The organism is Nocardia iowensis (genome assembly GCF_019222765.1).
Classification (GTDB): Bacteria; Actinomycetota; Actinomycetes; order Mycobacteriales; family Mycobacteriaceae; genus Nocardia; species Nocardia iowensis.
Map to the genome: position 1 here is coordinate 14,676 of NZ_CP078145.1, position 23,012 is coordinate 37,687.

General features: G+C 66.6%; 22 protein-coding genes and 1 tRNA gene. 11 read left to right on the forward strand and 12 right to left on the reverse strand.

Going from position 1 to position 23,012, the window contains the following annotated elements; translation table 11 throughout:
• Window positions 1–15: 15 nt before the first annotated feature.
• Window positions 16–726, reverse strand: a complete 711-nt coding sequence (locus KV110_RS00065) for a YoaK family protein (protein ID WP_218472507.1) — start codon at window positions 724–726, stop codon at window positions 16–18.
• A 410-nt stretch (window positions 727–1,136) separates the two neighbouring features.
• Between KV110_RS00065 and KV110_RS00070 the strand changes: the two genes are divergently transcribed.
• The 4 genes from KV110_RS00070 to KV110_RS00080 all read left to right on the forward strand — a co-directional run bounded on the left by KV110_RS00070 (window position 1,137) and on the right by KV110_RS00080 (window position 4,493).
• Complete coding sequence (locus KV110_RS00070) at window positions 1,137–1,637, forward strand: pyridoxamine 5'-phosphate oxidase family protein (RefSeq protein ID WP_218472508.1); 501 nt, start codon at window positions 1,137–1,139, stop codon at window positions 1,635–1,637.
• A gap of 40 nt (window positions 1,638–1,677) precedes the next feature.
• The gene (locus KV110_RS41745; protein ID WP_281427729.1) at window positions 1,678–2,340 is read left to right on the forward strand and encodes an acyl-CoA dehydrogenase family protein; all 663 of its coding nucleotides are present in this window, start codon (window positions 1,678–1,680) and stop codon (window positions 2,338–2,340) included.
• The gene (locus KV110_RS41295; RefSeq protein ID WP_246634275.1) at window positions 2,322–2,597 is read left to right on the forward strand and encodes a hypothetical protein; all 276 of its coding nucleotides are present in this window, start codon (window positions 2,322–2,324) and stop codon (window positions 2,595–2,597) included. The genes KV110_RS41745 and KV110_RS41295 overlap by 19 nt, the downstream gene beginning before the upstream one ends.
• Before the next feature lie 888 nt (window positions 2,598–3,485).
• Window positions 3,486–4,493, forward strand: a complete 1,008-nt coding sequence (locus KV110_RS00080; protein ID WP_218472509.1) for an ATP-binding cassette domain-containing protein — start codon at window positions 3,486–3,488, stop codon at window positions 4,491–4,493.
• Between the two features lie 5 nt (window positions 4,494–4,498).
• Here the strand turns inward: KV110_RS00080 and KV110_RS00085 are convergent, their stop codons facing one another.
• Window positions 4,499–4,711 (reverse strand): hypothetical protein, encoded by a 213-nt coding sequence (locus KV110_RS00085; protein WP_218472510.1) that lies wholly within the window; start codon window positions 4,709–4,711, stop codon window positions 4,499–4,501.
• A 164-nt stretch (window positions 4,712–4,875) separates the two neighbouring features.
• On the opposite strand from KV110_RS00085, the gene KV110_RS00090 reads away from it, so the two are divergent.
• Entirely contained in the window at window positions 4,876–5,403 is a 528-nt protein-coding gene (locus KV110_RS00090; protein WP_218472511.1) for a peptidylprolyl isomerase, read from the forward strand.
• A 4-nt stretch (window positions 5,404–5,407) separates the two neighbouring features.
• Window positions 5,408–6,274, forward strand: a complete 867-nt coding sequence (locus KV110_RS00095) for a rhomboid family intramembrane serine protease (protein ID WP_218472512.1) — start codon at window positions 5,408–5,410, stop codon at window positions 6,272–6,274.
• A 54-nt stretch (window positions 6,275–6,328) separates the two neighbouring features.
• Here the strand turns inward: KV110_RS00095 and KV110_RS00100 are convergent, their stop codons facing one another.
• A complete protein-coding gene (locus tag KV110_RS00100; RefSeq protein ID WP_218472513.1) occupies window positions 6,329–6,826 on the reverse strand; it encodes a PH domain-containing protein in 498 nt (165 codons plus the stop codon).
• Window positions 6,827–6,946: 120 nt separating this feature from the next.
• Complete coding sequence (gene crgA, locus KV110_RS00105; protein WP_218472514.1) at window positions 6,947–7,210, reverse strand: cell division protein CrgA; 264 nt, start codon at window positions 7,208–7,210, stop codon at window positions 6,947–6,949.
• A gap of 173 nt (window positions 7,211–7,383) precedes the next feature.
• Here crgA and KV110_RS00110 point away from each other — a divergent pair, with 173 nt between their 5' ends.
• Together KV110_RS00110 and KV110_RS00115 are read left to right on the forward strand one after the other, a co-directional pair.
• Window positions 7,384–8,028 (forward strand): aminodeoxychorismate/anthranilate synthase component II, encoded by a 645-nt coding sequence (locus KV110_RS00110; RefSeq protein WP_218472515.1) that lies wholly within the window; start codon window positions 7,384–7,386, stop codon window positions 8,026–8,028.
• Window positions 8,029–8,131: 103 nt separating this feature from the next.
• Window positions 8,132–9,271: a dihydrofolate reductase family protein gene (locus KV110_RS00115; RefSeq protein ID WP_246634276.1), complete on the forward strand. Its 1,140-nt coding sequence runs from the start codon at window positions 8,132–8,134 to the stop codon at window positions 9,269–9,271.
• Here the strand turns inward: KV110_RS00115 and KV110_RS00120 are convergent.
• From KV110_RS00120 to KV110_RS00155, 8 genes are all read right to left on the reverse strand, one after another.
• Window positions 9,268–9,687: a CBS domain-containing protein gene (locus tag KV110_RS00120; protein ID WP_218472516.1), complete on the reverse strand. Its 420-nt coding sequence runs from the start codon at window positions 9,685–9,687 to the stop codon at window positions 9,268–9,270. The two genes, KV110_RS00115 and KV110_RS00120, sit on opposite strands and share 4 nt — an antisense overlap.
• A gap of 99 nt (window positions 9,688–9,786) precedes the next feature.
• Window positions 9,787–11,691 (reverse strand): Stk1 family PASTA domain-containing Ser/Thr kinase, encoded by a 1,905-nt coding sequence (gene pknB / locus KV110_RS00125; RefSeq protein ID WP_218472517.1) that lies wholly within the window; start codon window positions 11,689–11,691, stop codon window positions 9,787–9,789.
• Window positions 11,688–13,196, reverse strand: a complete 1,509-nt coding sequence (locus tag KV110_RS00130) for a protein kinase domain-containing protein (protein ID WP_218472518.1) — start codon at window positions 13,194–13,196, stop codon at window positions 11,688–11,690. Before KV110_RS00130 ends, pknB begins: the two co-directional genes overlap by 4 nt.
• Before the next feature lie 31 nt (window positions 13,197–13,227).
• Window positions 13,228–14,694: a peptidoglycan D,D-transpeptidase FtsI family protein gene (locus KV110_RS00135; RefSeq protein ID WP_218472519.1), complete on the reverse strand. Its 1,467-nt coding sequence runs from the start codon at window positions 14,692–14,694 to the stop codon at window positions 13,228–13,230.
• The gene (locus KV110_RS00140) at window positions 14,691–16,181 is read right to left on the reverse strand and encodes an FtsW/RodA/SpoVE family cell cycle protein (RefSeq protein ID WP_218472520.1); all 1,491 of its coding nucleotides are present in this window, start codon (window positions 16,179–16,181) and stop codon (window positions 14,691–14,693) included. The genes KV110_RS00135 and KV110_RS00140 overlap by 4 nt, the downstream gene beginning before the upstream one ends.
• Complete coding sequence (locus tag KV110_RS00145; protein ID WP_218472521.1) at window positions 16,181–17,683, reverse strand: PP2C family protein-serine/threonine phosphatase; 1,503 nt, start codon at window positions 17,681–17,683, stop codon at window positions 16,181–16,183. The genes KV110_RS00140 and KV110_RS00145 overlap by 1 nt, the downstream gene beginning before the upstream one ends.
• A complete protein-coding gene (locus KV110_RS00150; protein ID WP_014980860.1) occupies window positions 17,680–18,147 on the reverse strand; it encodes an FHA domain-containing protein FhaB/FipA in 468 nt (155 codons plus the stop codon). Before KV110_RS00150 ends, KV110_RS00145 begins: the two co-directional genes overlap by 4 nt.
• A 204-nt stretch (window positions 18,148–18,351) precedes the next feature.
• Window positions 18,352–19,758, reverse strand: a complete 1,407-nt coding sequence (locus KV110_RS00155) for an FHA domain-containing protein (protein ID WP_218472522.1) — start codon at window positions 19,756–19,758, stop codon at window positions 18,352–18,354.
• Window positions 19,759–19,985: 227 nt separating this feature from the next.
• Between KV110_RS00155 and KV110_RS00160 the strand changes: the two genes are divergently transcribed.
• The 3 genes from KV110_RS00160 to KV110_RS00170 all read left to right on the forward strand — a co-directional run bounded on the left by KV110_RS00160 (window position 19,986) and on the right by KV110_RS00170 (window position 23,011).
• Window positions 19,986–20,068, forward strand: a tRNA-Leu gene (locus tag KV110_RS00160).
• A 234-nt stretch (window positions 20,069–20,302) separates the two neighbouring features.
• On the forward strand, window positions 20,303–21,316 hold the full coding sequence (locus KV110_RS00165; protein ID WP_218472523.1) for an alpha/beta fold hydrolase: 1,014 nt from the start codon (window positions 20,303–20,305) through the stop codon (window positions 21,314–21,316).
• Window positions 21,317–21,670: 354 nt separating this feature from the next.
• Window positions 21,671–23,011, forward strand: a complete 1,341-nt coding sequence (locus KV110_RS00170) for a lipase family protein (protein WP_246634277.1) — start codon at window positions 21,671–21,673, stop codon at window positions 23,009–23,011.
• Window position 23,012: the final 1 nt, after the last annotated feature.

The following is a 23,012-nucleotide window of genomic DNA, read 5'->3' on the forward strand; positions in this document are numbered from 1 at the left end:
GGGGAGCTGTCGGGCTCAGCGGCCGGAGAGCGGTCCGTGCCGATCCAGATGCAGGTAGGTATAGCCGGTCACGATCAGGCAGACGACCGTCGCGGTGATGAGCATGGCCCACCCGGCGACGAGCATGCTCAACAAGCCGCCGAGCAGGGCGCCCAGCGCGAAACTCAGGTAGAGCAGGAAGTATCCGAGCCAGTCCGCGTAGTCGCCGCCGCTGATATGGCGCTCGATGCCCTGCGCCAGCTTGACCAGGGTGCCGGTGACGTAACTCAGCGGCACCGACACCTCACCGTCCTTCACGAACGAGGTGTTCAGCGCGCCGACACCGAACGCGACGAACAGAATCGGCACGAAGTCGATGGTGGCGGTGTCGGGGTCCTGAAACCGAACGCCATCGATGAGCGACGCCGCCGCCAGGCTCAGCGTGGTCAGCAGCGTCGGCCCATGCGGATGCCCGGACCAGTAGTGCCTGCGGCACCAGGACGCCACCACCACGCCACCAACGAACGACGCGAGCAGGGCCGCCGCCGCGACCGCGGTGTCCTTCTGGTCGCTGAAATGCCCGAGGATGGCGCGTTCGGTATTGCCGGTCATGAACGTGACGAAGTAGCCAGCGGTGTGCATGAACGCCGCCGCTCCGATCAAACCGGCCAATCCGGCCAGCACCCAGGACAGTCTGGCCTCGTTGTCGAAAAGTGCCCTCTTGCGTGCTTCGTCTGGTTTCGGCACAGGTCAGGCTCCTTCCGAAGCGAATGTGACTCCTCAGTGTTACTGCTCGACGGCAGAACGCGCATGTGCAGCGCCGCGGGTTGCTAGTCGGTCACCGGCCTCCGCTTGATCGGTTGGGCCCTCGCCATTGTGTTCACGAAGTCGGTATCTCCGCGGTAACCGAGTGACTCTGAAGTGCCGTCTTCCGTGGTCAGTGCCAGTGACGGATGATGCTGTCGGTTACTAGCAGTAACCGAGATGACCAGCTGAGAAAAGAGGCGGCGGATCGTGAACGCGACCGAAAGTAGGAAGGCCGTTGTGACAGGCGGCACGCACGGCATGGGTCCGGTCACCTTTACTACCGGCGTCGAGTCGGCAGTCGACGGAGACTGGGGTCGGGGGCTCGGCGTTACCGAGGCGGGAGCGGTGGCATGACCGGCAAAGTCGCCTCGTTCGCTGACATCGAGGGTGAATTCAACACGTTCGTCGGACGGATCAACTACGCCACCATGGTGACCGTGGATCAGCGGAATCGGCCGCGGACCAGGGTGCTGATTCCGGTCTGGGAGAACGTCGACGGCAGCCCGCTCGGCTGGCTGGCGACCTATAAGACGCCGATCAAGGCGGCGCATATCGCGGCCAATCCGCATGTGAACTTCTCCTACTGGGCACCGGGCAACCATTCGGTGGCGGTGGACGCCACTGCTGAGTGGGTCGACGCGCCCGAGATCAGGCAGCGGGTTTGGCAGCTCTATCGGCAGACCAGCCCGCCCGGTGCCGGGTACGACCTCGGCCAGTTCTGGCACTCGCCGCAGGACCCGAAACTGCAGATCCTGCGGCTGGACCCGTGGCGGATCCAGGTGATTCGCGGCACGGATCTGCGCAGCCGGATCTGGCAGGCACCGGCCGGTGCGGAACGCGTCGCGGTGTGACGTAGCGACGTGGCCACCCACCGCCGGTTACCGTGCACGAGTGGATTCAGTGCTCGATTTTCTGCTGACCGAACCCCTCGCCACGACACCGTTGGACGACGTCGGCGCGGCCTGGACGCGACATCGGGTGGCCGCGAACCGATTCGGCAAGCCGGTCGATGTCGCCATCGCCGGCGGATTCGGCGCCGACCGGCTCGGTTTCGCGTTCCTGTCCGGTTACCAGGAGGCGCTGCGGACGCTGATTCCCGATCTACCGGCTGACGAACTGGTGGCGTTGTGCGCGACCGAGGCGGGCGGCGGCCACCCGTCGGCGATCCGCACGACGCTCACCGAGGAGCTGGGCCGGTACCAGCTCAACGGAACCAAATCCTTTGCCACGCTGGGCATGCTGGCGCAGCGGCTGGTGGTGATCGCCAGTGTCGGCACGGCCGAGGACGGCCGGAACCGGTTGCGGGCCACCATGGTCGATGTGGGTGACCCGGGGGTGCACGTGACGAATCTGCCCGCGACTCCATTTGCCCCGGAGATCCCGCACGCCACGGTCACGCTGACAGATGTTGCGGCGCTGGCGACGGCTACCTGGACTACCTCAAGCCGTTCCGCACGATCGAGGACATTCACGTGCTCGCGGCCACGCTGGGCTGGCTGGTTCGGGTGGCGCGGGCTTCGGCGTGGCCGCGGGCCGTGCTGGAGCAACTGCTGACCGTGCTCGCGGCGGTGCGCGGGCTGGATATCGATGCGCCGAGCTCGCCCGGTGTGCATATCGCGCTCGGTGGCGCGTTCGAGTATTTCCGCAGATTGTCGGCGGAGTCGGATTCCCTGTGGGAGTCCGTGGATTCGGTCACCAGGCAACGGTGGGAGCGAGATCGTCCGTTGCTCGCGGTTGCCGGACGGGTGCGGGATCAGCGGCTGGCTACGGCCTGGCGATCGGTGCTACCCGGCGACGACCAGGTCGCCTGACCTGGTCCAGAAATGGGGAGCGGGCCTCGGCGAAGGGGGGGAGTTAGCCGAGGCCCGCGTAAGGTCGGCCCGGGGGGGAGGGGCCGACTTGAATGATCCTACGCGATGATCCCCGATTGTGTGCGCGTGGGGAGTGCCACTTTTCGAAGATTTTTTGGGTCGGCTTACGTTTTGATAGTTCGAGGTCGTTTCGAGTAGGTGAAGCGCCCTTCTGCGCCACTGTTCGATGGTGGCCTGGTGTTTGCCAAAACAGCTGTTGCGCTGGTTGATACCTGGCCTTTGGCGAAGTGGATCCGGGGTCGGAACGTGGCCGCGGAAACATGCCGACCGGTCGCTGTGTGGTGCGGATCGCTGTCGGTTATGTGCCATTTCGGGCTTCGGTGACGCTGCATAAGCGTCGTGTCTCCTTCGTCGGCATGTCGGTGCCGTCGCAATGCCTCGCACCCGGTGCGAACATTTGTTCGCACCGATCGGCGGCACGGTTAGTCGCGTCGACCGAGCGATCAAGTCGCTCGGCTGTTTTCACGGCGGCGCGAATCGGCCCGAGTACCGCATGATGTCGAATCGGGTAGTGCGCTACGCACGACTCGGCGGGGCGGCCCGCGGGATTATCTAACTGGTCGCACCTCGATCCGGCACCCCCGAGCACCGCCTGGATCGGGGTGCGGCCGCTCTTTGCGGCCCTCTCGGCGGACGGGTCCGTCTCGCGTGCAAGTCCCGAATGGTCGACGCCCGGAGATAGCGAACAAAACGGATGAAATTGTCAGTGGGTGGCGCAATACTGACTCGAGTATCGGCCAGCCGGCCCGATCCAGCGAATTCGGTCGACACCAGATCCCTGGCGTCGCGCAAATACATCCCACGAAAACTGACGAACTCAGGAGAATCATGCCCGACGCAATAGTCGCCGAGGGTCTGGTCAAACGATACGGCGATGTAATCGCCCTCGACGGACTCGACCTTTCGGTCCCCGAGGGGACCGTCACCGCGCTACTCGGACCCAACGGCGCAGGTAAGACCACCACGGTTCGGGTGCTCAGCACCCTCCTGGTGCCCGATGCCGGACGGGCCACCGTTGCGGGCATCGACGTGTTGCGTGATCCGCGGACGTTGCGCTCCCGCATCGGCGCGTCCGGCCAGTACGCCGCAGTGGACGAATACCTGACCGGCTTCGAGAATTTGGAAATGGTGGGGCGGCTGTATCACCTGGGTGTGCAGCGCAGTAAGGAGCGAGCACGCGAACTGCTCGACCGGTTCCGGCTCAGCGATGCCGCCGACCGTCCGGTCAAAACGTATTCCGGCGGTATGCGCAGGCGTCTCGACCTGGCCGGCGCGTTGGTGGCAAACCCGCCCGTGCTGTTCCTCGACGAGCCGACCACCGGCCTGGATCCCCGGGCCAGGCTGGGTCTGTGGGACGTCATCGAGGAGTTGGTGGCGGGCGGCACCACGCTGCTGCTCACCACGCAGTACATGGACGAGGCCGATCGGCTGGCCGACGCGATCGCGGTGATCGACCACGGCAAAGTGATCGCCCGCGGCACCGCCGACGAGCTCAAGACCATGGTGGGCGGCGACCGGATCGAGCTGACCGTCGACCACGCGGACAATCTAGGTGCCGCGATGCAGGCGCTGAAAGGCCTGGCCGACGGCGAGATTCACGTCGAGCCGGGGTTGCGCCGAATCACCGTCCCGGTGTCCGACGGCTCGCAGGCACTGGTCGCGGCGATCGGCAAGCTCGCCGAGCACGACGTGCGACTGCACGATGTCGGCCTGCGCAGACCTTCGCTCGATGATGTCTTCCTCACCCTCACCGGACATGAGGCCGAGGAATTGCTCAACGACAACGGGCGCGCCGCGGCCGATCGACTCGACAAGGCCGAAGAAAAGACTCGATGACCGGGTCAGCGCCCGTTCTCGGCGTTGGCCCCCGCCACGGGAGTTGGTGCGGAACCGTTGCGTGAGTAGCCGATGCGCGGCGGCGCCGGGGCGGGCGCGGGCGGCTGCGGCCGCTTGCTGCGTACCAGCCAGGCCACGCCACCCGCCAACGCGACGGCCGTCCCGACAAGGAGCCGGTTACGAGTACGTGCGGATACATGTAGGCGCCCCAAAGTCATTGGCCTATGCTGGCACAACCGCGCCTTTCCCGCAGTAGCTCCAGCTCAGCGCCTCGCCGAGCCGTCGAGATCGACTACTCGCCCCAGCGCGGGCCACGACGCGACACGGGTGGCACCGACCGGTGCGCTGAAGTTCCGCGGCGGCGGGACCGTAGCATTGCGGCGTGACCTCACCGAATCAGACCGCTGTGGCGACGCTCCACACGAATCGCGGCGACATCAAGATCTCGCTCTTCGGTAACCACGCTCCCAAGACGGTCCGGAATTTCATCGGCCTCGCCGACGGTTCGGCGCCGTACACCACCGCGAACGCGAGCGGCGGCAGCAGCGGCCCGTTCTACGACGGCGCGGTGTTCCATCGGGTGATGGACGGATTCATGATTCAGGGCGGGGATCCGACCGGCACCGGGCGCGGCGGACCGGGATACGAGTTCGGCGACGAATTCCACCCGGAACTGCGCTTCGACCGCGGCTACCTGTTGGCGATGGCCAATGCGGGACCGGGCACCAACGGGTCGCAGTTCTTCATCACGGTCGGCCCGCAGCCGCACCTCAACCGCAAGCACAGCATCTTCGGCGAGGTCGTCGACCCGGAGTCACGGAAGGTCGTCGACGCCATCGCCAAGACGGCGACCGATCGCAACGACCGCCCCCTGGAACCCGTCGAAATCACCAAGATCACGATCGAATGAGATTATGACCGCTCAGCCGCCTGCGCCGACGTGCGTTCGCCATCCCAATCGTCCGACCGGCCTGGCGTGCACGCGCTGCGGGCGGCCATCCTGCCCGGAATGCCTGCGTCCCGCGGCGGTCGGCCAGCACTGTGTCGACTGCCTGCGGCAGGAGCAGCGCACCGTCGCACCGGTGCGCACCGTCGCGGGTGCACCGGCGGCCAGGGCATCGCTGCCGTACGTCTCCTATGCGCTGATCGCCGTCAACGTCGCCATCTTCGCGATCACCGCGGCGCAGACAAAGAGCCTGCTGGAGAACCGCACCTCGGAGCTGTTCATCGACTGGGTGTTGTATCCGCCCGCGGTCGCCGACGGCCAGTGGTGGCGGGTGATCGGCTCCGGCTTCCTGCACTACGGTCCGATCCATCTGCTGCTGAACATGTTCGCGCTGTATGTGATCGGCCGTGATGCCGAGCTGGTGCTCGGGCGGCTGCGTTATCTCGCGGTCTATCTGGTGTCACTGCTCGGTGGTTCCGCCGCCGTCATGGTGTTCGCGCAGGACAGCGCGACCGCCGGTGCCTCGGGAGCGGTATACGGCCTGTTCGGTGCGATTACCGTGATTCTGATCCGGTTGCGGCAGAACCCGAATCAGATGCTGATCCTGATCGGCATCAACGTGTTCATCAGCTTCTCGTTGCCGGGTATCTCGCTGTGGGGGCATCTCGGCGGCTTGGCCGCGGGCACGCTCGCGACGCTGGGCATCCTGTTCCTGCCCCAGTGGCTGGGCGCGAAATCGCAAGAGACCGCTCGCCTGATCGGCTGGGTCTCGGTGGCGGTTGTCGCGGTCGTGTCGCTCGTGGTGGTCGGCGCTACCGCAATGTCGCTGGCCTGATTCGACATTCGGCGCGGCTTCACGTGAAACACGGTGGCCGGGCCGGGTGGTGGCTCAGCGCGTGGTCTTGCCCGACAGCCGGAGGACGCGGACCAGTTCGTCGTACACGTCGTCGGGGCGCGTCCCCAGGTCCCAGCGGCCGAAGATCAACAGTCGTTCGGTGCCGTGGCGGTCGACGTCGATCTCCAGCATCGGCATCTTGCGGCCGAGGCGGCGATAGCTGACCACCCGGGCTCGAATGATCTGGTCGCGGGTGTATTCGTCGGCGCCGAGCAGATTGCGCACCACCATCCGCGGGTCGGCGCCGGGGACGACGGACAGTCGCGGCCGTTGCCGGAAGCCGAGGCCGGCCAGCACCAACAGTCCGACCGCGGCCAGTCCGATGAGCAAGCGGCTGGCACCGTCGTTGGCCAGGACGGCGGCGACCGCCAGGATGATTCCGCCGCCGGTGACCGCGATGAGAGCGGGGGTCGGCGTGGTCCAGGCGAGACGCGGATCGGCCGCGCGAGGCTGGGGATCGGGCGCCTGGGGATCTGGAGAATCCGGTGTCACGCGTCACTTTCCCCAATCGGTCCTCGAGTTGTCCACAGGTTCATCCACAGGTGTGCATGAATGACACGTCTGTAATCCAGATGTGGTGTCCGCGTTACCCGCGGCAACCCAGATGTGGTGTCAACGCCACCGCATGGTCATGATCAGGCCGACCACCATGAGGCCGAATCCGATCAGGAAGTTCCATGCGTTCAGGTCGCCCATCCAGCTGATGTGGTCGGCGGCGAGGTAGTAAACGAGCAGCCACAGCAATCCGGCGAGCATGAAGCCGAGCATGATGGTGACGTACCAGACCGGAGACGGCCCGGCCTTCACCTTCACCGGCGTGCGGCTGGCAGGGTTGATCGTGTAGTCGGTCTTCTTCCGGACCTTCGACTTGGGCATGACGTCCTCGTATTCGGCGTGCAGGTCGGTACCGGCGGGGCAGGCGCGGTGTGGGTTGGGCCGAGCTCGCTCGCCGCAGTGGACGAGGCTCTGGCGCCCTCCGGTGTGTCTCTAGGCTATCCCAACTGGTAATGGATGCGCCGCGGTGCCGTGCGGGGACGTAATCTCGGACCATGCGTGTTCTGGTCGTCGACAATTACGACAGCTTCGTGTTCAACCTGGTTCAGTACCTCGGCCAGCTGGGGACCGAGGCCGTGGTGTGGCGCAACGACGACCCGAACCTGGCCGACGTGGACGCCGTGGTGGCCGAATTCGACGGCATTCTGATCAGCCCGGGACCCGGCACTCCCGATCGCGCGGGCGCCAGCATCGACCTGGTGCGCGCCTGCACCCGGCACACCGTTCCGCTGCTCGGCGTGTGCCTCGGCCACCAAGCCATCGGCGAGGCCTTCGGTGCGACGGTGACCCGCGCGCCCGAGCTGCTGCACGGCAAGACCAGTTCGGTGTTCCATCTCGGCTCCGGCGTGCTGGCCGACCTGCCCGACCCGTTCACAGCGACGCGGTATCACTCGCTCACCGTTCTAGAGGACACACTGCCCGAGGAGATCGAGGTACTCGGCCGCACCGAGACCGGGATCGTGATGGCCATGCGGCACCGCACCCTGCCCATCCACGGCGTGCAGTTCCATCCCGAATCGGTGCTGACCCAGGGCGGACATCGGATGTTGGCCAACTGGCTCGGCGTCTGCGGCGAGCGCCCGGCCGAGGGGCTCGTGCAAACGCTGGAGGCGGAGGTCGCCGCGCTGGTGCTGCAGTGAGCGAATGTGGGCGTGCGTGCGCAGAGCGACGTGCGGCGGTGCACATGTGCGGTGAGCCAGCTCTTCGGTCCGGCGCGCAGCGGAGCATCGGCGAGGGTCGGCTGTGACGCGTCCGCACGTGCTGCTGTCGGTCGCGATGAGCATCGACGGATATATCGATGACGCGAGCCCCGAGCGACTGCGGTTGTCCGATGCGGCGGATTTCGATCGGGTCGATCAGGTGCGCGCGGATTCCGACGCGATCCTGATCGGCGCGCAAACCCTGCGCCGGGACAATCCTCGGCTGCTCGTCGATAGCGCCGACCGCAGGACGACGCGGATCGCGGCGGGCAAACCGGAGTTCCCGCTGAAGGTCACCGTCACGGCGAGCGGCGACTTGGACCCGGGCCTGCGGTTCTGGCATCACGGCGGCGGCAAACTCGTCTACACCACCGATGCGGGCGCGGCCCGGCTCGCCGACAGCTTGTCCGGCCTCGCCGACGTCGTCCCGCTCGGGGCCGAACTCGACTTCGGCGTCCTCCTCGACGATCTCGGACGCCGCGGCATCGCCCGCCTCATGGTCGAGGGCGGCACCCGCATCCACACCGCCTTCCTCGCCGCCGACCTCGCGGACGAACTACAGCTGGCCGTCACTCCCCTGTTGGTCGGCGACCCCGAAGCCCCCCGATTCCTCGACGCCGCAACCTATCCCGGCGCTCCCCACCGCAGGATGCACCTGGCCGACGTCACCCAGGTCGGTGACGTCGCGGTGCTGCGCTATCTCCCGCGAGGCAATCGGCCGGGCGCGGAACACGCGGACCAGGACATGGTTTTCCTGCGCCGGGCGATCGAGCTCGCGTGGCTGTGCCCGCCGAGCGAAACGGCATTCTCCGTCGGCGCGGTGATCGTGGCCGACGGCGTGGAGATCGCCACCGGCTACTCGCGGGAGACCGACGCGAAGGTGCACGCCGAGGAGTCCGCATTGGACAAGCTCGACGCGGACGACCCACGACTGGCCAGGGCAACGATCTACAGCACGCTCGAACCGTGCTCGCAGCGCGGCACCGCGACGCGGCTGCCGTGCACCGACCGGATCCTGCGGGCCGGGATACCCAGGGTCGTCCTGGCCTGGCGCGAACCCGCGACCTTCGTGACCAATTGCGTCGGCGTGGAGAAGCTACGGCAGCACGGCGTCGAGGTGCGCGAGCTGACCGAGTTGGCGGCGGAAGCGATGTCGATGAACCGCCACTTGAAGCTGACCTAAGGGCGGCCGTAGATCGCCGTGACGAACTCGCCGAGCTGATTGTCGTCGAGGTGCCTGGCCAGGTCGGCCTCGCTGATCATGCCGACCAGGCGCTTGTTGTCGATCACCGGCATCCGCTTGATCCGGTGACTTTCCATCTGGTCCAGCACGTCCTCGACATCGGCGTCGGCCGCGACCCAGCGCGGCGTCGACTCACAGAGCTCGGCGGCCCGCGCGTTGGCGGGGGACAGGCCCTGCGCAATGCATTTCACGACGATGTCGCGGTCGGTGATGATCCCGCACATGCGATCGTTGTCGTCGGCGATGACCAGCGATCCGACGCCGAGCTCGGCCATCACCCGGGCGGCCTTCCCGACGGTCTCGTCCTTGGAGATCCACTGGGCACCGGGTTTCATGATGTCCCTGGCAGTGGTCATTGGGCTTCCTCCTCGTTACTCAGCGCTGCTGATTCGGATGGAGCAAGACCGATTCTGCCCCTGACCACACCAACCGGTCGGTGTTTTGACGGATCAGGTTCAGGGCGGGCCGAGCACACCCACGCCGACGGACACCGTGCCGTTCTTCGGGATCGACCCGCCCGCCGACGGCTGCTGAGTGAGGATCCGGCCGACGCTGCTGGTGTCGAAGGTGCCCTGCGGTGACTGACTGATCTGGCTCTGCCCGCCGGTCCAGCCCTCCGCGCGCAGCTTGTCCGCCGCCTGGGCGACCGTGAGGCCGATCAGCGACGGCATCTTGATCTGGTCACCCGCCACCTGCACGGTGATCGTTGAGCCCTTTTCCGCGGTAGTGCCGCCCGCTGGACTGGTCGAGAGCACCTCGCCCTTGGGCTTGGCGGACGGGACCTCCTGGATCGTGATCTTGAATCCGGCGCTGTCCACCAGGTTCGGCCGGGCGACATCGATGTCCTGCCCGATCACGTTCGGCACCCGAACCGATTCCGGGCCACTGCCGATGGTGACCACGATGGCCTTGTCGACGTCCACCCGGGAGCCCGCGGACGGGTCTATCGCGATGACCTTGTCCTTCTCCTGGACGCTGGAGGGTTTGTGCTGGACGTTCGGATCCATCTGCAGGTTGGCGTTCTTCAACGCCACCTCGGCCTCCTGCAGCGTCAGGCCGTCGAGCTTCGGCACCTGGACCTGCGCCGGGCCGGTGGACACCTGCATGGTGACAACGCTGCCCTTGTCCGCCCGGGAACCGCCGAGCGGCGCGGTGGAGATGACATTGCCGGTCGCTACCTTGCTGTCCGGCTTCTGCTGGATGGAAACGTTGAATCCGGCCTTCTGCAGCGCCTCCTGCGCCTGCTGTGCCGGTCGGCCCGAAAGGTCGGGCACGGCAACCTGTTCCGGCTTGCTGCCCGGACCGATCAGCACCCAGAACAACGCGAGCAGCACGGCGACACCGGCGGCCGCGGCGATGGCGAGATAGAGGGTCCGGCGTGGGCCGGACGGCTCCGCGGGTGCTTGCTCGGCGGTGTCGTCGCTGCGCTCGACGGTGCGGTAGCTGCGCGGCGCGGGTTCGTCGGCGCCGAAGACGGTGGTGCGATCCTCGTCGGTCATCACCATCGGGGCGATCGGCTTCTGCCCGCCGAGCACCCGGATGAGGTCGGCGCGCATCTCGGCCGCGCTCTGATAGCGGTTGGCCGGGTTCTTGCTCATCGCCTTGAGGATCACCGAGTCGAGCTCACGCGGCACCCCCGGATGCACATGCGAAGGCAGCCGCGGATCTTCCCGGACATGCTGGTAGGCCACCGCGACCGGCGAGTCACCGGTGAAAGGCGGCTCACCGGTGAGGATTTCGAACAGCACACACCCGACGGAGTACACGTCCGAACGGGCGTCGACCGTCTCGCCGCGCGCCTGCTCGGGCGAAAGATATTGCGCGGTACCGATCACCGCGGCCGTCTGCGTCATCGGGTTGGAGCTGTCGGCGATCGCCCTGGCGATGCCGAAGTCCATCACCTTCACCGCACCGGCCCGGTTGATCATGATGTTGGCCGGCTTCATGTCGCGGTGCACGATGCCGGCCTTGTGACTGAAATCCAGTGCGGCACAGACATCCGCGACCACTTCCATGGCCCGGCGCGGCGGCAGCGGACCCTGGCCGCGCACGATGTCGCGCAGCGTATCGCCCTCGACGTACTCCATCACGATATAGGGCAGCGGGCCGTCGTCGACCTTCGCCTCGCCGGTGTCGTAGACCGCGACGATGGCCGGATGATTCAGCGCGGCGGCGTTCTGTGCCTCGCGCTTGAACCGCAGATAGAACGTGGGGTCGCGGGCCAGATCGGCCCGCAGCACCTTGATCGCCACGTCCCGGCTCAGCCGTAGATCGCGCGCCTTGTGTACTTCGGACATCCCGCCGAACCCGATGATCTCGCCCAGCTCGTAGCGGGAGGAGAGATTCTTCGGGGTCGTCATTGTTGTCCTTGCGAAGGAGTACTGGGAGTGGCCGAGGGCCCTCGGGCACCGGGAATCTCCGGAAATGGTAAGTCCATAGTCGGCACTCGCGGCCGAGTGGTGGTCGGTGCGGTGAGCGTCGGCTTGGTGGTGCTCGGCGGTGTCGTGCTGCTCGGCGGCGGCGTGGTCGTCGTCGGTTCCGGCGTCGTGGTCGGCGGCTCGGTGGTGGTCGGCGCGCTGCTGGTCGGTGGCGGTGGCGGCAGCGGTTTGGGGGTCGTCGTGCTGGTCACCGGCGGCGGTGGCGGTTTCGGAGCAGGCGTGGAGGTGCTGGTCGCGGGTGGTGTCGAATCGGGGTTCGTGTTGCCACCGAACAGCAGGTACAGCGTCGCGGCGACCAACAGCACCGCACCGGCGCCGAGTCCGGCCAGCCACTTCTGCGTCGAGGTGAACCGCTTGTCGTCACCGGGCGGCGTCTGATGACCGCCGGTGCCGGTGTTCAGCATCGTCGCGGGAGCCTGCCCGGTGGCCTGGCCATGGGCGCCGATCGCCGCACCGGCGGGCGTGGAATAGTGCACCGTCGCACCATCGAAATCCGATGGCGTGGAAGGCAGCACGACGGTCGGTCCGGGCGGGAGCACCCGGGTGGCACCGGTCAGTGGCACCGCGGGATTGGTGCCGCTCGGCGGCGGTGGCCTGCGGCCCGCGCGCACCGCGGCGACGGCATCGGCGAACTCGCCGCCGCGCGAGTAGCGACCCTTCGGGTCCTTGCCCATGGTGATCTCGATCAGCTCGCGCACATTGGCGGGCAGATCGGCAGGCATCGGCGGCGGCGTCTCGCGGACGTGCTTCATCGCGACGGTGATCGCGCCGTCGCCGCTGAACGGCCGCTGCCCGGCGAGCGCCTCGTAGCCGACAACGCCGAGCGAGTAGACATCACTGGCCGCGGTGGCGTCCTCGCCGATCGCCTGCTCCGGCGCGATGTATTGGGCGGTGCCCATCACCATGCCGGTCTTGGTCACCGGGGAGGCGTCGACCGCCTTGGCGATGCCGAAGTCGGTGATCTTCACCTGACCGGTCGGCGTCACCATGATGTTGCCCGGCTTCACATCCCGGTGCACCACCCCGGCCCGATGCGCCACGTCCAGCGCCCGGCCGGTCTGCTCGAGCATGTCCAGGCCTTGCCCGACGGACAGCCTGCCGAGCCGGTTCAGCACCGTGTTCAGCGGCTCACCCTGGACCAGTTCCATGACCAGGTAGGCGGTTTCGCTGCCTTGCGGGTCGGTGGTCTCGCCGTAGTCGTAGATTCCGGCGATGCCGGGGTGATTCAACTGGGCGGTGGTCTTGGCCTCGGTGCGGAACCGATGCCGGAACGTCGGGTCTGCGGAGAACTCCGCCTTGAGCACCTTGACCGCGACCCGGCGATCGAGCCGAGTGTCCAGCGCCTCCCAGACCTGGCCCATGCCGCCGGTTGCGATCAGGCGCTGCAGCCGGTACCGGTCGGCGATCATCGCACCGTTGTTCAGCATCCCCGTACCTTCACTCGCACATCCATATCGTTCAGCCCCCTCGCAGACCGGCGTCCAAGACCGCACGTGCGACCGGCGCGGCCACCTTGCCACCCGTCGCGCCCAGCGCCCGGTCACCGCCGTTCTCCACGATCACCGCGATGGCGATCTTCGGATTCTGAGCGGGTGCGAAAGCGATGTACCAGGCGTGCGGTGGGGTGTTGCGTGGATCGCTGCCGTGTTCGGCGGTACCGGTCTTGGACGCGATCTGATAGCGGGAGGACTTGCCGCCGGGGGTGTTGCCCTCCGACGCGACCATCAGATTCGTCAGCGACGACGCTACCTGGGCGTTGAACGCTTGGCCGAGCGAGACCGGCTTTGTCTTGGACAACTCACTGAGGTCGGGCCCCTGCAGTTGGTCGATCAGGTAGGGCTGCATCCGGACACCGCCGTTGGCGACGGTCGCCGCGATCACCGCGTTGTCCAGCGGGGTCAACGCCACGTCACGCTGGCCGATGCTGCTCTGCGACAGCGCGGCGTTGTCCGAGATCGGGCCGACGGTGCTCTCGGCCACCGGGATCGGGATGCTGCGGTGCTCGCCGATGCCGAAGTTCGCCGCCTGGTCCTTGAGTCTGGCGGCGCCCACCTTGACGCCCAGTTCGGCGAACGCGGTATTGCAGGACAGCCGGAACGCCTCATACAGCGAGGCGGTCTGGCCCGAGCCGCAGTTGGAGCCGTTGTAGTTCTCCAGCGGCGTGCTGGTGCCGGGCAGCGTGATGTTCGGCGCCGCGGTGAACTGATCCTCCGGTGTCGCGATGTTGTTCGCCAGCGCGGCCGCGGTGACCACCACCTTGAACGTGGAACCGGGCGGATAGGTCTGCGAGACAGCACGATTGAGCATCGGCTGGCGCGGGTCCGCGCTGAGCGCCTCCCAGGCCTGGGTGCCGCGCGCGCCGTCGTGCCCGGACAGCTGGTTCGGGTCGTAGCTCGGCGTGGACACCATGGTGAGAATCTTGCCGGTGCTCGGCTCGATCGCCACCACCGAGCCGGTGTAGCCCTTGCTGGTCAGCTCGTCGTAGGCGACCTGCTGCATGGCCGGGTCGATGGTGGTGAGCACGTTGCCGCCGCGCGGATCGCGACCGGACACCATGTCGACCAGACGCGAGCCGAACAGGTGGCTGTCGGAGCCGTTGAGCACCGAATCCTCGGCCCGTTCCAGTCCGTTGCTGCCGTACTGCATCGAATAGAAGCCGGTGACGGGTGAGTAGGCCTCGGGGGTGTTCGGGTAGGTGCGCAGGTACTTGTAGCGGTCCTCGGTGGCCACCGAGTTGGCCAGCACGGTGCCGCCGGCGGAGATCTGGCCGCGCTGGCGCGAGTACTCGTCGAGCAGCACCCGGGAGTTGCGCGGATCGGTGCGGTAGTCGTCTGCCTTGATCACCTGGACGTAGGTGGCGTTCATCAGCAGCGCGACGATCATCAGCATCACGGCGATCGCGACCCGGCGTAGGGGAGTGTTCATGTGGCGGGCCCCGCTTCCGGTCGGCCCGCGTCCGGCTTGCGCAACAGTTCGGTGGTCGCGTCCGCGATCGGGGCCGCGGGCGCACTCTTGCGGACCGGCGCGGGCGCGCGCGCCGCGTCGGAAACCTTGATGAGCAACGCGAGCAATGCGTAGTTGGCCAGCAGCGACGAGCCGCCGTAGGACATGAACGGCGTGGTAAGGCCGGTCAGTGGAATCAGTTTGGTGACACCGCCGACGACGACGAACAACTGGATCGCGACGGTGAACGCCAGCCCGGCCGCCAGCAGCTTGCCGAAGCTGTCGCGCACGGCGAGCGCGGTGCGCAGGCCGCGCACGATGAGCACCAGGAACAGCACCAGCACCGCGGTGAGTCCGATCAGGCCGAGTTCCTCACCGATCGTGGTGATGATGAAGTCGGTCTTGGCGAACGGCACCTGGTTGGGGCGTCCGCTGCCGAGTCCGGTGCCCGCGAGACCACCGGTGGCGAGCCCGAACAGCGACTGCGAGATCTGGTAGCCGGTGTTGTTGTAATCGTCGAACGGGTGCAACCAGGTCTGGGTCCGGATCTTGACGTGGCCGAAAGTCTGATAGGCGAAGAAGAACCCGAGACTGAGCAGCGCGCCGCCGATGATCAGCCAGCCGACCCGCTCGGTGGCGATGTAGAGCATCACCAGCACCGTGCTGAAGATCAACAGCGAAGTGCCGAGGTCCTTTTCGAAGACCAGCACGCCGACGCAGACGATCCAGACCACCACGATCGGGCCGAGGTCGCGGGCGCGGGGGAATTCCATGCCGAGCAGGTGCCGTCCGGCGGCGGTGAACAGATCACGCTTGGCCACCAGCACCGACGCGAAGAAGATGATCAGCAGGATCTTCGCGAATTCGGCGGGCTGGATGCTGAATCCGGTGATCTTGATCCAGTTCTTGGAGCCGTTGATCTCGGAGAATCGGCTGGGCAGCACCGCGGGCAGGGCCAGCGCGATCAGCCCGACCAGACCGAGCGTGTAGCCGTAGCGGGCCAGTGTGCGGTAGTCGCGCAACACGATGAGCAGCCCGATGAACACGATCATGCCCAGTGCGGTCCACAGGATCTGCTGGTTGGCGTCGGGGGAGGGCACCGGCCACGAGTTGTACGCCGCATTCTGCTCGTCGGCGAGGTCGAGCCGATGGATCAGTACCAACCCGAGTCCGTTGAGCAGCGCGACGATCGGTAACAGCAGCGGATCGGCGAACGGCGCGAACCGGCGCACCGCGAGGTGCGCTATCCCGAACAATGCCAGAAAGGCCAGGCCGTATTTGGCGATATCCCAGGTGACCGACTGCTCCTGACTGGCCTCGACCAGAAACAGCGATGCCGTCGTGATCACCGTCGCACCGGCCAGCAACAACAGTTCGGCATTGCGTCGGGTGCTCGGCGGTGGCGCGGGAGCGAAGCCGCCGGGGGGACTGGGAAAAGCCCCTGCGGACGGCGGTGCGGGTGCGGACATCAGTCCGTCACCCGGCAGTTCTCCCCCGCGATCTGGGGGTTCGGCGACGCGGACGATGGCGGAACCGGTGCCTCCGACTTCGTCGGCGTCTTGATCTCGGTGCCCCTGGTGTCACCGTTGCCCGGCGGCGGCGCGGGCTCGGAGGGCGGCGGAACGGCGGTGCTCGGTGCGGGCGGGCCGGACGGCGGGGGCTCGGTCGGCGGCGGCAGCACACCCGGCTGCGGCACCGACTGCTTCGGCGGGCACGGCGGGAGCAGTTCGCCCTGCGCGATGGACCGCATCTGGTCTTTGGCTCGATCCAGCGAGCCGGGCGGCAGTCCCTTACCGACCTGTTCGCGGCCGGTCTGCTTGAGATCGGTGACCTTCAGCATCCGGCACGACGACGGCAACTCGGCGCCGGGATCGACCAGGGACAGCTCACCCGTCTTGGTGACACAGCCGACCAGGTTCACGTCGTGGATCGAGTAACCGAGCACCGACCCGGGCAACCCGCGCAGGATCACCACCGAGCCGTTGTCGGCGCCGACGTAGTAGTTGCTGCGAATCATCTTGTAGCCGACCAGCAGTCCGACACCGACGGCGACGACCAGCGCGAACGCGAGCACGAGCCAGCGCAGTTTGCGTGACTTGCCCTCCGGCTCCGGCTCGGGTGTCGCGGCGGCGCGGCGCGGTGCGGCCCGCGGCGGGCGCATGGCCGCCGCACGTCCGGCCGCGGTGTTCGGCGGCGGCGTGTCCTCGTCCACACCGGATGCGGCACCGGCCACGATCGGATGGCTCTGGCCGTAGTCGAGATCGATGACATCGGCCACGACGACGGTCACATTGTCCGGTCCGCCGCTGCGCAACGCGAGTTCGATGAGCCGGTCGGCGCATTCGTCGGTGCTGCCCTCGCGCAGGGTGTTCGCGATGGTCTCGTCGCTCACCACATCGGAGAGGCCGTCGGAGCACAGCAGGTAGCGGTCGCCGGCGCGCGCCTCGCGCATGATCAGCGTCGGCTCGATCTCGTTGCCGGTGAGCGCGCGCATGATCAGCGAGCGCTGCGGGTGCGTGTGCGCCTGCTCGGGCGTGATCCTGCCCTCGTCCACCAGCGACTGGACGAAGGTGTCGTCCCTGGTGATCTGGGCGAGTTCGCCGCCGCGCAGCAGATAGGCGCGGGAATCACCGATGTGCACAAGGCCGAGCTTCTTGCCCGCGAACAGGACCGCGGTGAGCGTGGTGCCCATCCCGTCGAGTTCGGGCTCCTCCTCGACCTGATCGGCGATGGCGGCGTTGCCCTCTCGGGTCGCCGCGTCGAGCTTGCCGAGCAGATCGTCGCCCGGCTCGTCGTCGTCCAGATGGGCCAGCGCGGCGATCATCAACTGCGACGCCACCTCGCCCGCGGCATGGCCACCCATACCGTCGGCCAGCGCGAGTAATCGCGCACCGGCATAGACGGAGTCTTCGTTGTTGCCACGGACGAGACCGCGGTCGCTACGTGCTGCGTAGCGGAGAACGAGTGTCACGATCGCAGCTCGATCACTGTTTTGCCGACACGGACAGGGGTGCCGAGCGGAACCCGCACGGCGGTGGTGACTTTCGCGCGATCGAGGTAGGTGCCGTTCGTCGAGCCGAGATCTTCGACGTACCAATCATCGCCACGCGGGGACAGTCGCGCATGTCTGGTCGAGGCGTAATCATCGGTGAGCACCAGCGTGGAGTCGTCCGCACGCCCGATCAGCACCGGTTGGGTGCCGAGCGAGATGCGGGTGCCGGCGAGTGAACCTTGAGTCACCACAAGAAATTTGGCGCCCTTCTGGCCCCGGCTGAAGGAGGGCAGCACCGCGGAACCGCGTGCGGCCCTGGGCTGTATCCGTATGCCGGATGCCGCGTAGATGTCGCTGCGCAAGGTGCGCAGCACCGCCCACACGAACAACCACAACAGCAGCAGGAACCCCGCCCGGGTCAATTGCAGGATCAGTCCCTGCACGGCGTTCCACCTCCTGTTCGACCGTGTATGTCGGTGCCGTAGGTGCGGTTCGACCACCCCCACCGGCGTGCTGGCCTTGCCGACCCCGGTTCCGGTGCCGTGCGTGTGTTGGCAGCATCATAGGGCCGTAGGTCGAATTCGATCACGATACGACCGACGAATCCCTGATGGCCATGTCGTGACCTGCATCGCGAGCTTACGGGATCAGACGATACGGATCAGGATCTCGGAGTGCCCGGCGCGGATCACATCCCCGTCGGCGAGCTGCCAGTCTTGCACGGGGGAACCGTTGACCAGCGTGCCGTTGGTGGAACCCAGATCCGAGAGCATCGCGGTCTGCCCGTCCCAGCGGACCTCGATGTGCCTGCGCGAGACACCGGTATCGGGCAGCCGGAAGTGCGCGTCCTGGCCGCGGCCGATGATGTTGCTACCCTCGCGCAGCTGGTACGTGCGACCGCTACCGTCATCGAGCTGCAGGGTCGCGGAGTAGCCCGAACCCGCCTGCGGGGCAGCGCCGTACGCGGGCGCGGCGGGGTAGCCGGGCTGTCCCGCATAGCCGGGCTGCTGCGAGTAGGCCTGGCCGTAACCGGGCTGCTCCTCCTGGGCGTAGCCGCTCTGGTCGGGGTAGCTCGGGTCCGCGTAGGCCGGGTCGGCGTAGCCCTGCTGGCCGTAGCCGGGCTGGGCGTAGCTCTGGCCTTGCTGGCCGTAGGCCGGGTCCGCGTAAGCCTGATCGCCGTAGCCTTGCTGGGCATACCCCGGCTGGCCGTACCCCGGCTCCTGGTAACCCGGCTGGCCGTACGCCGCGGGTTCCTGATAACCCGGCTGACCGTAAGCAGGCGGCTCCTGGTAACCCGGCTGACCGTAGGCGCGATCGGCGTAACCCGGCTGCTGGCCGTACCCCGGCTCCTGATACCCCGGCTGGCCGTAGGCCTGGCCGCCCTGCTGGTAGTCGTAGCCGTTCTGATAGTCGCCGTAACCCTGCTGACCGTCCGGCGCCTGATAGTCGGCGGCGTAGGGCGCCGCGCCGCGACCGTAGTCCTCGCGGTACGCGCCGTTCTGCGCACCGCCGCGACCGGCAGGCGGTGGGGCGTACCCGCGGTTGCGTGGATCGGACTCCGCGGGCTCACGACTCGGGTCGTAGCCTGAGTTCTGCGTCATGGGGCCAGCTCCTGGTTGCGGGTTTTCAGGTCGTTGTGGCGGGGGTTCGGGGCTGTGAGCTGGTGTAGCTCGGCGACCGACGTCCGGATCGACCCGGCCGCTTGCCCTGAACTGTCCGGTGTGCAGCGTAGGGGATGCCTCGAACGCCACGTGTACTTCGCCGTAGGTCTGCCAGCCTTGCTCGCGGATGTAATCCTGCAGGTGTTTGGCGAACGCGCGGGTGGTGAGGTCGTGGTCGGCGTCCAACTGCTGGTGATCGGAAGAATTGATAGTGATCACATAGCTGTTGGGCGCCAACAGGTGTCCGCCACCGAGCTCTTGGACATGATCAGCGGCCTCCCGTTGCAGCGCCGCCTCCACCTCCTGGGGCACGACGTTGCCGCCGAAGACCCTGGCGAACACATCACCGACGGCGCCCTGAAGACGACGCTCGAACCGTGAAACGATGCCCATCTCGGCCTCCCTTCGGTGAGCGTCTCTTCTTCTGATTCGTAACAACGACACGCGTATATGGCGTGTCGCGTATCGAGCACGTTCATTGCATGATATCCACGATCGTCCACACCTGTAACTCTTGGAAAGATCAGCGGGTTCCCACGCTTGTCCAGCCCCCGCGTCACGGGCCCCCACGGGCGATTTCGTGTCGGCGCAGGGTGCGTGATACTGTCTCCGAGTCGCTCGGGCGAGTGGCGGAATGGCAGACGCGCTGGCTTCAGGTGCCAGTGTCCTTCGGGACGTGGGGGTTCAAGTCCCCCTTCGCCCACTTCACTCGGGGAAGCTCGTGCTCGCAGAGAGCGCGGGCTTTTCTCGTTTCGTTCAGTGTTTTGTGGGGGCGCAGCCCCCACGCCCCGCCCGGCGGGGCGTTGCCCCCCGGACCCCGTGCCGGGGCTGCGCTCCTGTGGGCTCGCTCCTCTGTCTGTGGGCTCGCTCCTCTGTCCTGTCGGCAGCGATTCGAGCAGGATGGTGACGGCTTTGGTGTCCAATCCGGGGAGTCGCGATGCAGCAGACTGAGGTTTCGGACGACAAGCAGTCGGCCGGACGACCGCGTCGTGCACGGCGTCGCATTGTGGCCAGTGTGGTGGGCGCTGTGCTCGTTGCCGCGCTGATCGCTTGGCTCGCGGTGCGTGACAACTCGCCGGTTGGTCACTTCACCTCTGCTGCGGGATATGACGAATTCTTCGCCGCCTACCACCGGGCGTTCGCGGAATTGCCGCCGCCGAGCGCGACGCTGGACTTGCGTACCGAGTACGGCGTGGTCCGGATGTATCGGTTCGATGGCGCGAATCCGACAGCGGCCCCGCTGCTTTTGCTCCCTGGGCGGGCGGCTGCGGCACCGATGTGGGCCGACAATCTGGCCTCGCTTACGGCCCTGCGAACGGTGTATCTGGTTGATCTGCTCGGCGAGCCGGGTGCGAGCGTGCAGAGCAAGCCGGTCGGGGACGACGAGGCGCAGGCCGCGTGGCTACATCAGGCCATCGAGCAACTTCCCGACCGGGAGATAGTTCTTGTCGGACTGTCCATCGGCGGCTGGACCGCTACCAATCTTGCTATCCGCCAACCGCAGAAGGTCGCCGGTGTCGTCGTTCTCGATCCGGTCATGACCTTCGCCTCGATGTCCTGGCGCGCCATTGTCCGGTCGATTCCGGCTTCGGTGCGCTGGTTTCCGAAGAGCTGGCGCGACGACTTCAACAGCTGGGTGGCGGGCGGGGCACCCGTCGAACAGGTGCCGACGGCGGACATGATCGAAGCGGGTATGCGCCATTACGCCCTCGCTTTACCCGCGCCGACGCAGTTCGACGATGCCGAATTGCGTCGGCCGGCAATGCCGTTTCTGGTGATCATGGCGGGCCGGTCGGTCATGCACGACAGCGCGAAGGCCGCCGACCATGCCCGGCGCACTCTCCGTGATGGCACAATCCTCGTCTACGACAACGCATCCCACGCCCTCAACGGCGAATATCCTGAACGCATCGCTGCCGACATCGCGACATTTCTGGCCCGCGCCGGCTGAGCCGACGGCCGAAAAGGCCGCGGAGCCTGCGTAACACATCGGACAATCCGGACTTCACTTGACGCGGAAATGATTCCGCCAGGTAGTAATTCCGCCGACCGAGACAACGCCTGCGTCACGTAGTTCGGTTCAATTGCGTTTCTATCGGTGTTTCGCACTGGATTATTCAAATGTTCATCTACGCTTGCGGCGGCTCACACCGGAGTGGTCACTTTCGCAAAAACCTGCATTCGCCAGGGATTTGGTGCTGCTACTCCCGGTCGCAGCTTGTCATGCACCTTTCCCTCAGCTGAAGGATCAGGTATGAACATGTTCAAAACACGGCACCGCCGATATGGGCGGACAACAACGATGTTGGCCGCCAGTGCGGCGGCCGTGATTCAAGTGGCAGGCGCCGGCTTCGCCAGTGCGGACGACTATGTACCGATTCAGCCTGCCCTGACTCCGCCCGCACTGCCCGCGGATGATCAGGTGTTCCTGAATCCGCCGCGCGACGTGGTCGAGGCCAAGCAACCGGGCGAGATCATTGCCGCTCGCGAAGTGCATCCGGCGTTCCAGTCGATTATTCAGCCCGACGTCGACGCATGGCAGCTGTCGTACCGTTCGACGAACAGCCGCGATGAGCCGATTGCCGCGGTGACGACAGTCATGAAGCCGCGCGGCAGCAGCCCGTCGAACTTGTTGTCGGTCCAAATACCGGAGGACGCTGTCGCGGCGCACTGCGCGCCGTCGTACACCAGCCAGCTGTTGGCGCTGCCCCCGAACTACGCGGGCACGATGGGCCCCAACTTCATGCTCCCGATGGCCCTTTACGCGGTCACCAAGGGATGGGCTGTCTCCATTCCCGACCACGAAGGCTTGCTCTCCGCGTTCGCGGCGGGCCCATTGGCTGGCCGGATCACCCTGGATGGCATCAGGGCGACGGAAAATTTCAAGCCGATGGGACTTCCCGGCCGCGACACGAAGGTCGGCCTGTGGGGTGACTCGGGTGGCTCCATCCCGACCGTGCACGCCGCCGAACTGCGCGCCACCTACGCCCCGGACGTCAATGTTGTCGGTGCTGTTTCCGGCTCCACCGCAGCAGATCTCCGCGACCTGGTCGACTACCAGAACAACGGGCCCGCTGCCGGAACGGTTTTCGCGGGCATCATCGGCCTGACGCGCGAATACCCGGAACTGCAGGCCTACATCGATCAGCACATGAATCCGCTTGGTCAGGGACTTCGGTCCGTACACAGCAATGTGTGCCAGGGCTGGTCGGTTTCGACCTTTCCCAACCTGAACATAAAGGGGCTCTTCGACGTTCCGGATGTGACGCGCGAGCCGCTGCCGAGCAAGTATTTGGACATGGTCAAGATGGGGAATGCAACTCCGGACCGACCGATGTATATCTTCCAGTCGATGGGCGACTGGATTATGCCCGCCTATGCGACCGACCGTCTGGTGGACACCTATTGCCAGAACGACGGGCGCATCACGTACAACCGCATCACCGTCGGTGAGGCCTACTCGCAGGCCTTCTTGTCGGTGCCGGGAACGTATCAATGGCTCCAGGAACGGTTCGATGGAGTCCCGGTGGCAAATGGCTGCACTAGGCAAGACGTCGCGGCAATCGCCAAGGATGATTCCCCCGAGATGACGGAATGGGTATCGATCGTCGGGCCGGAACTGACCGCGGCGGCAGCCAAACCCTGAC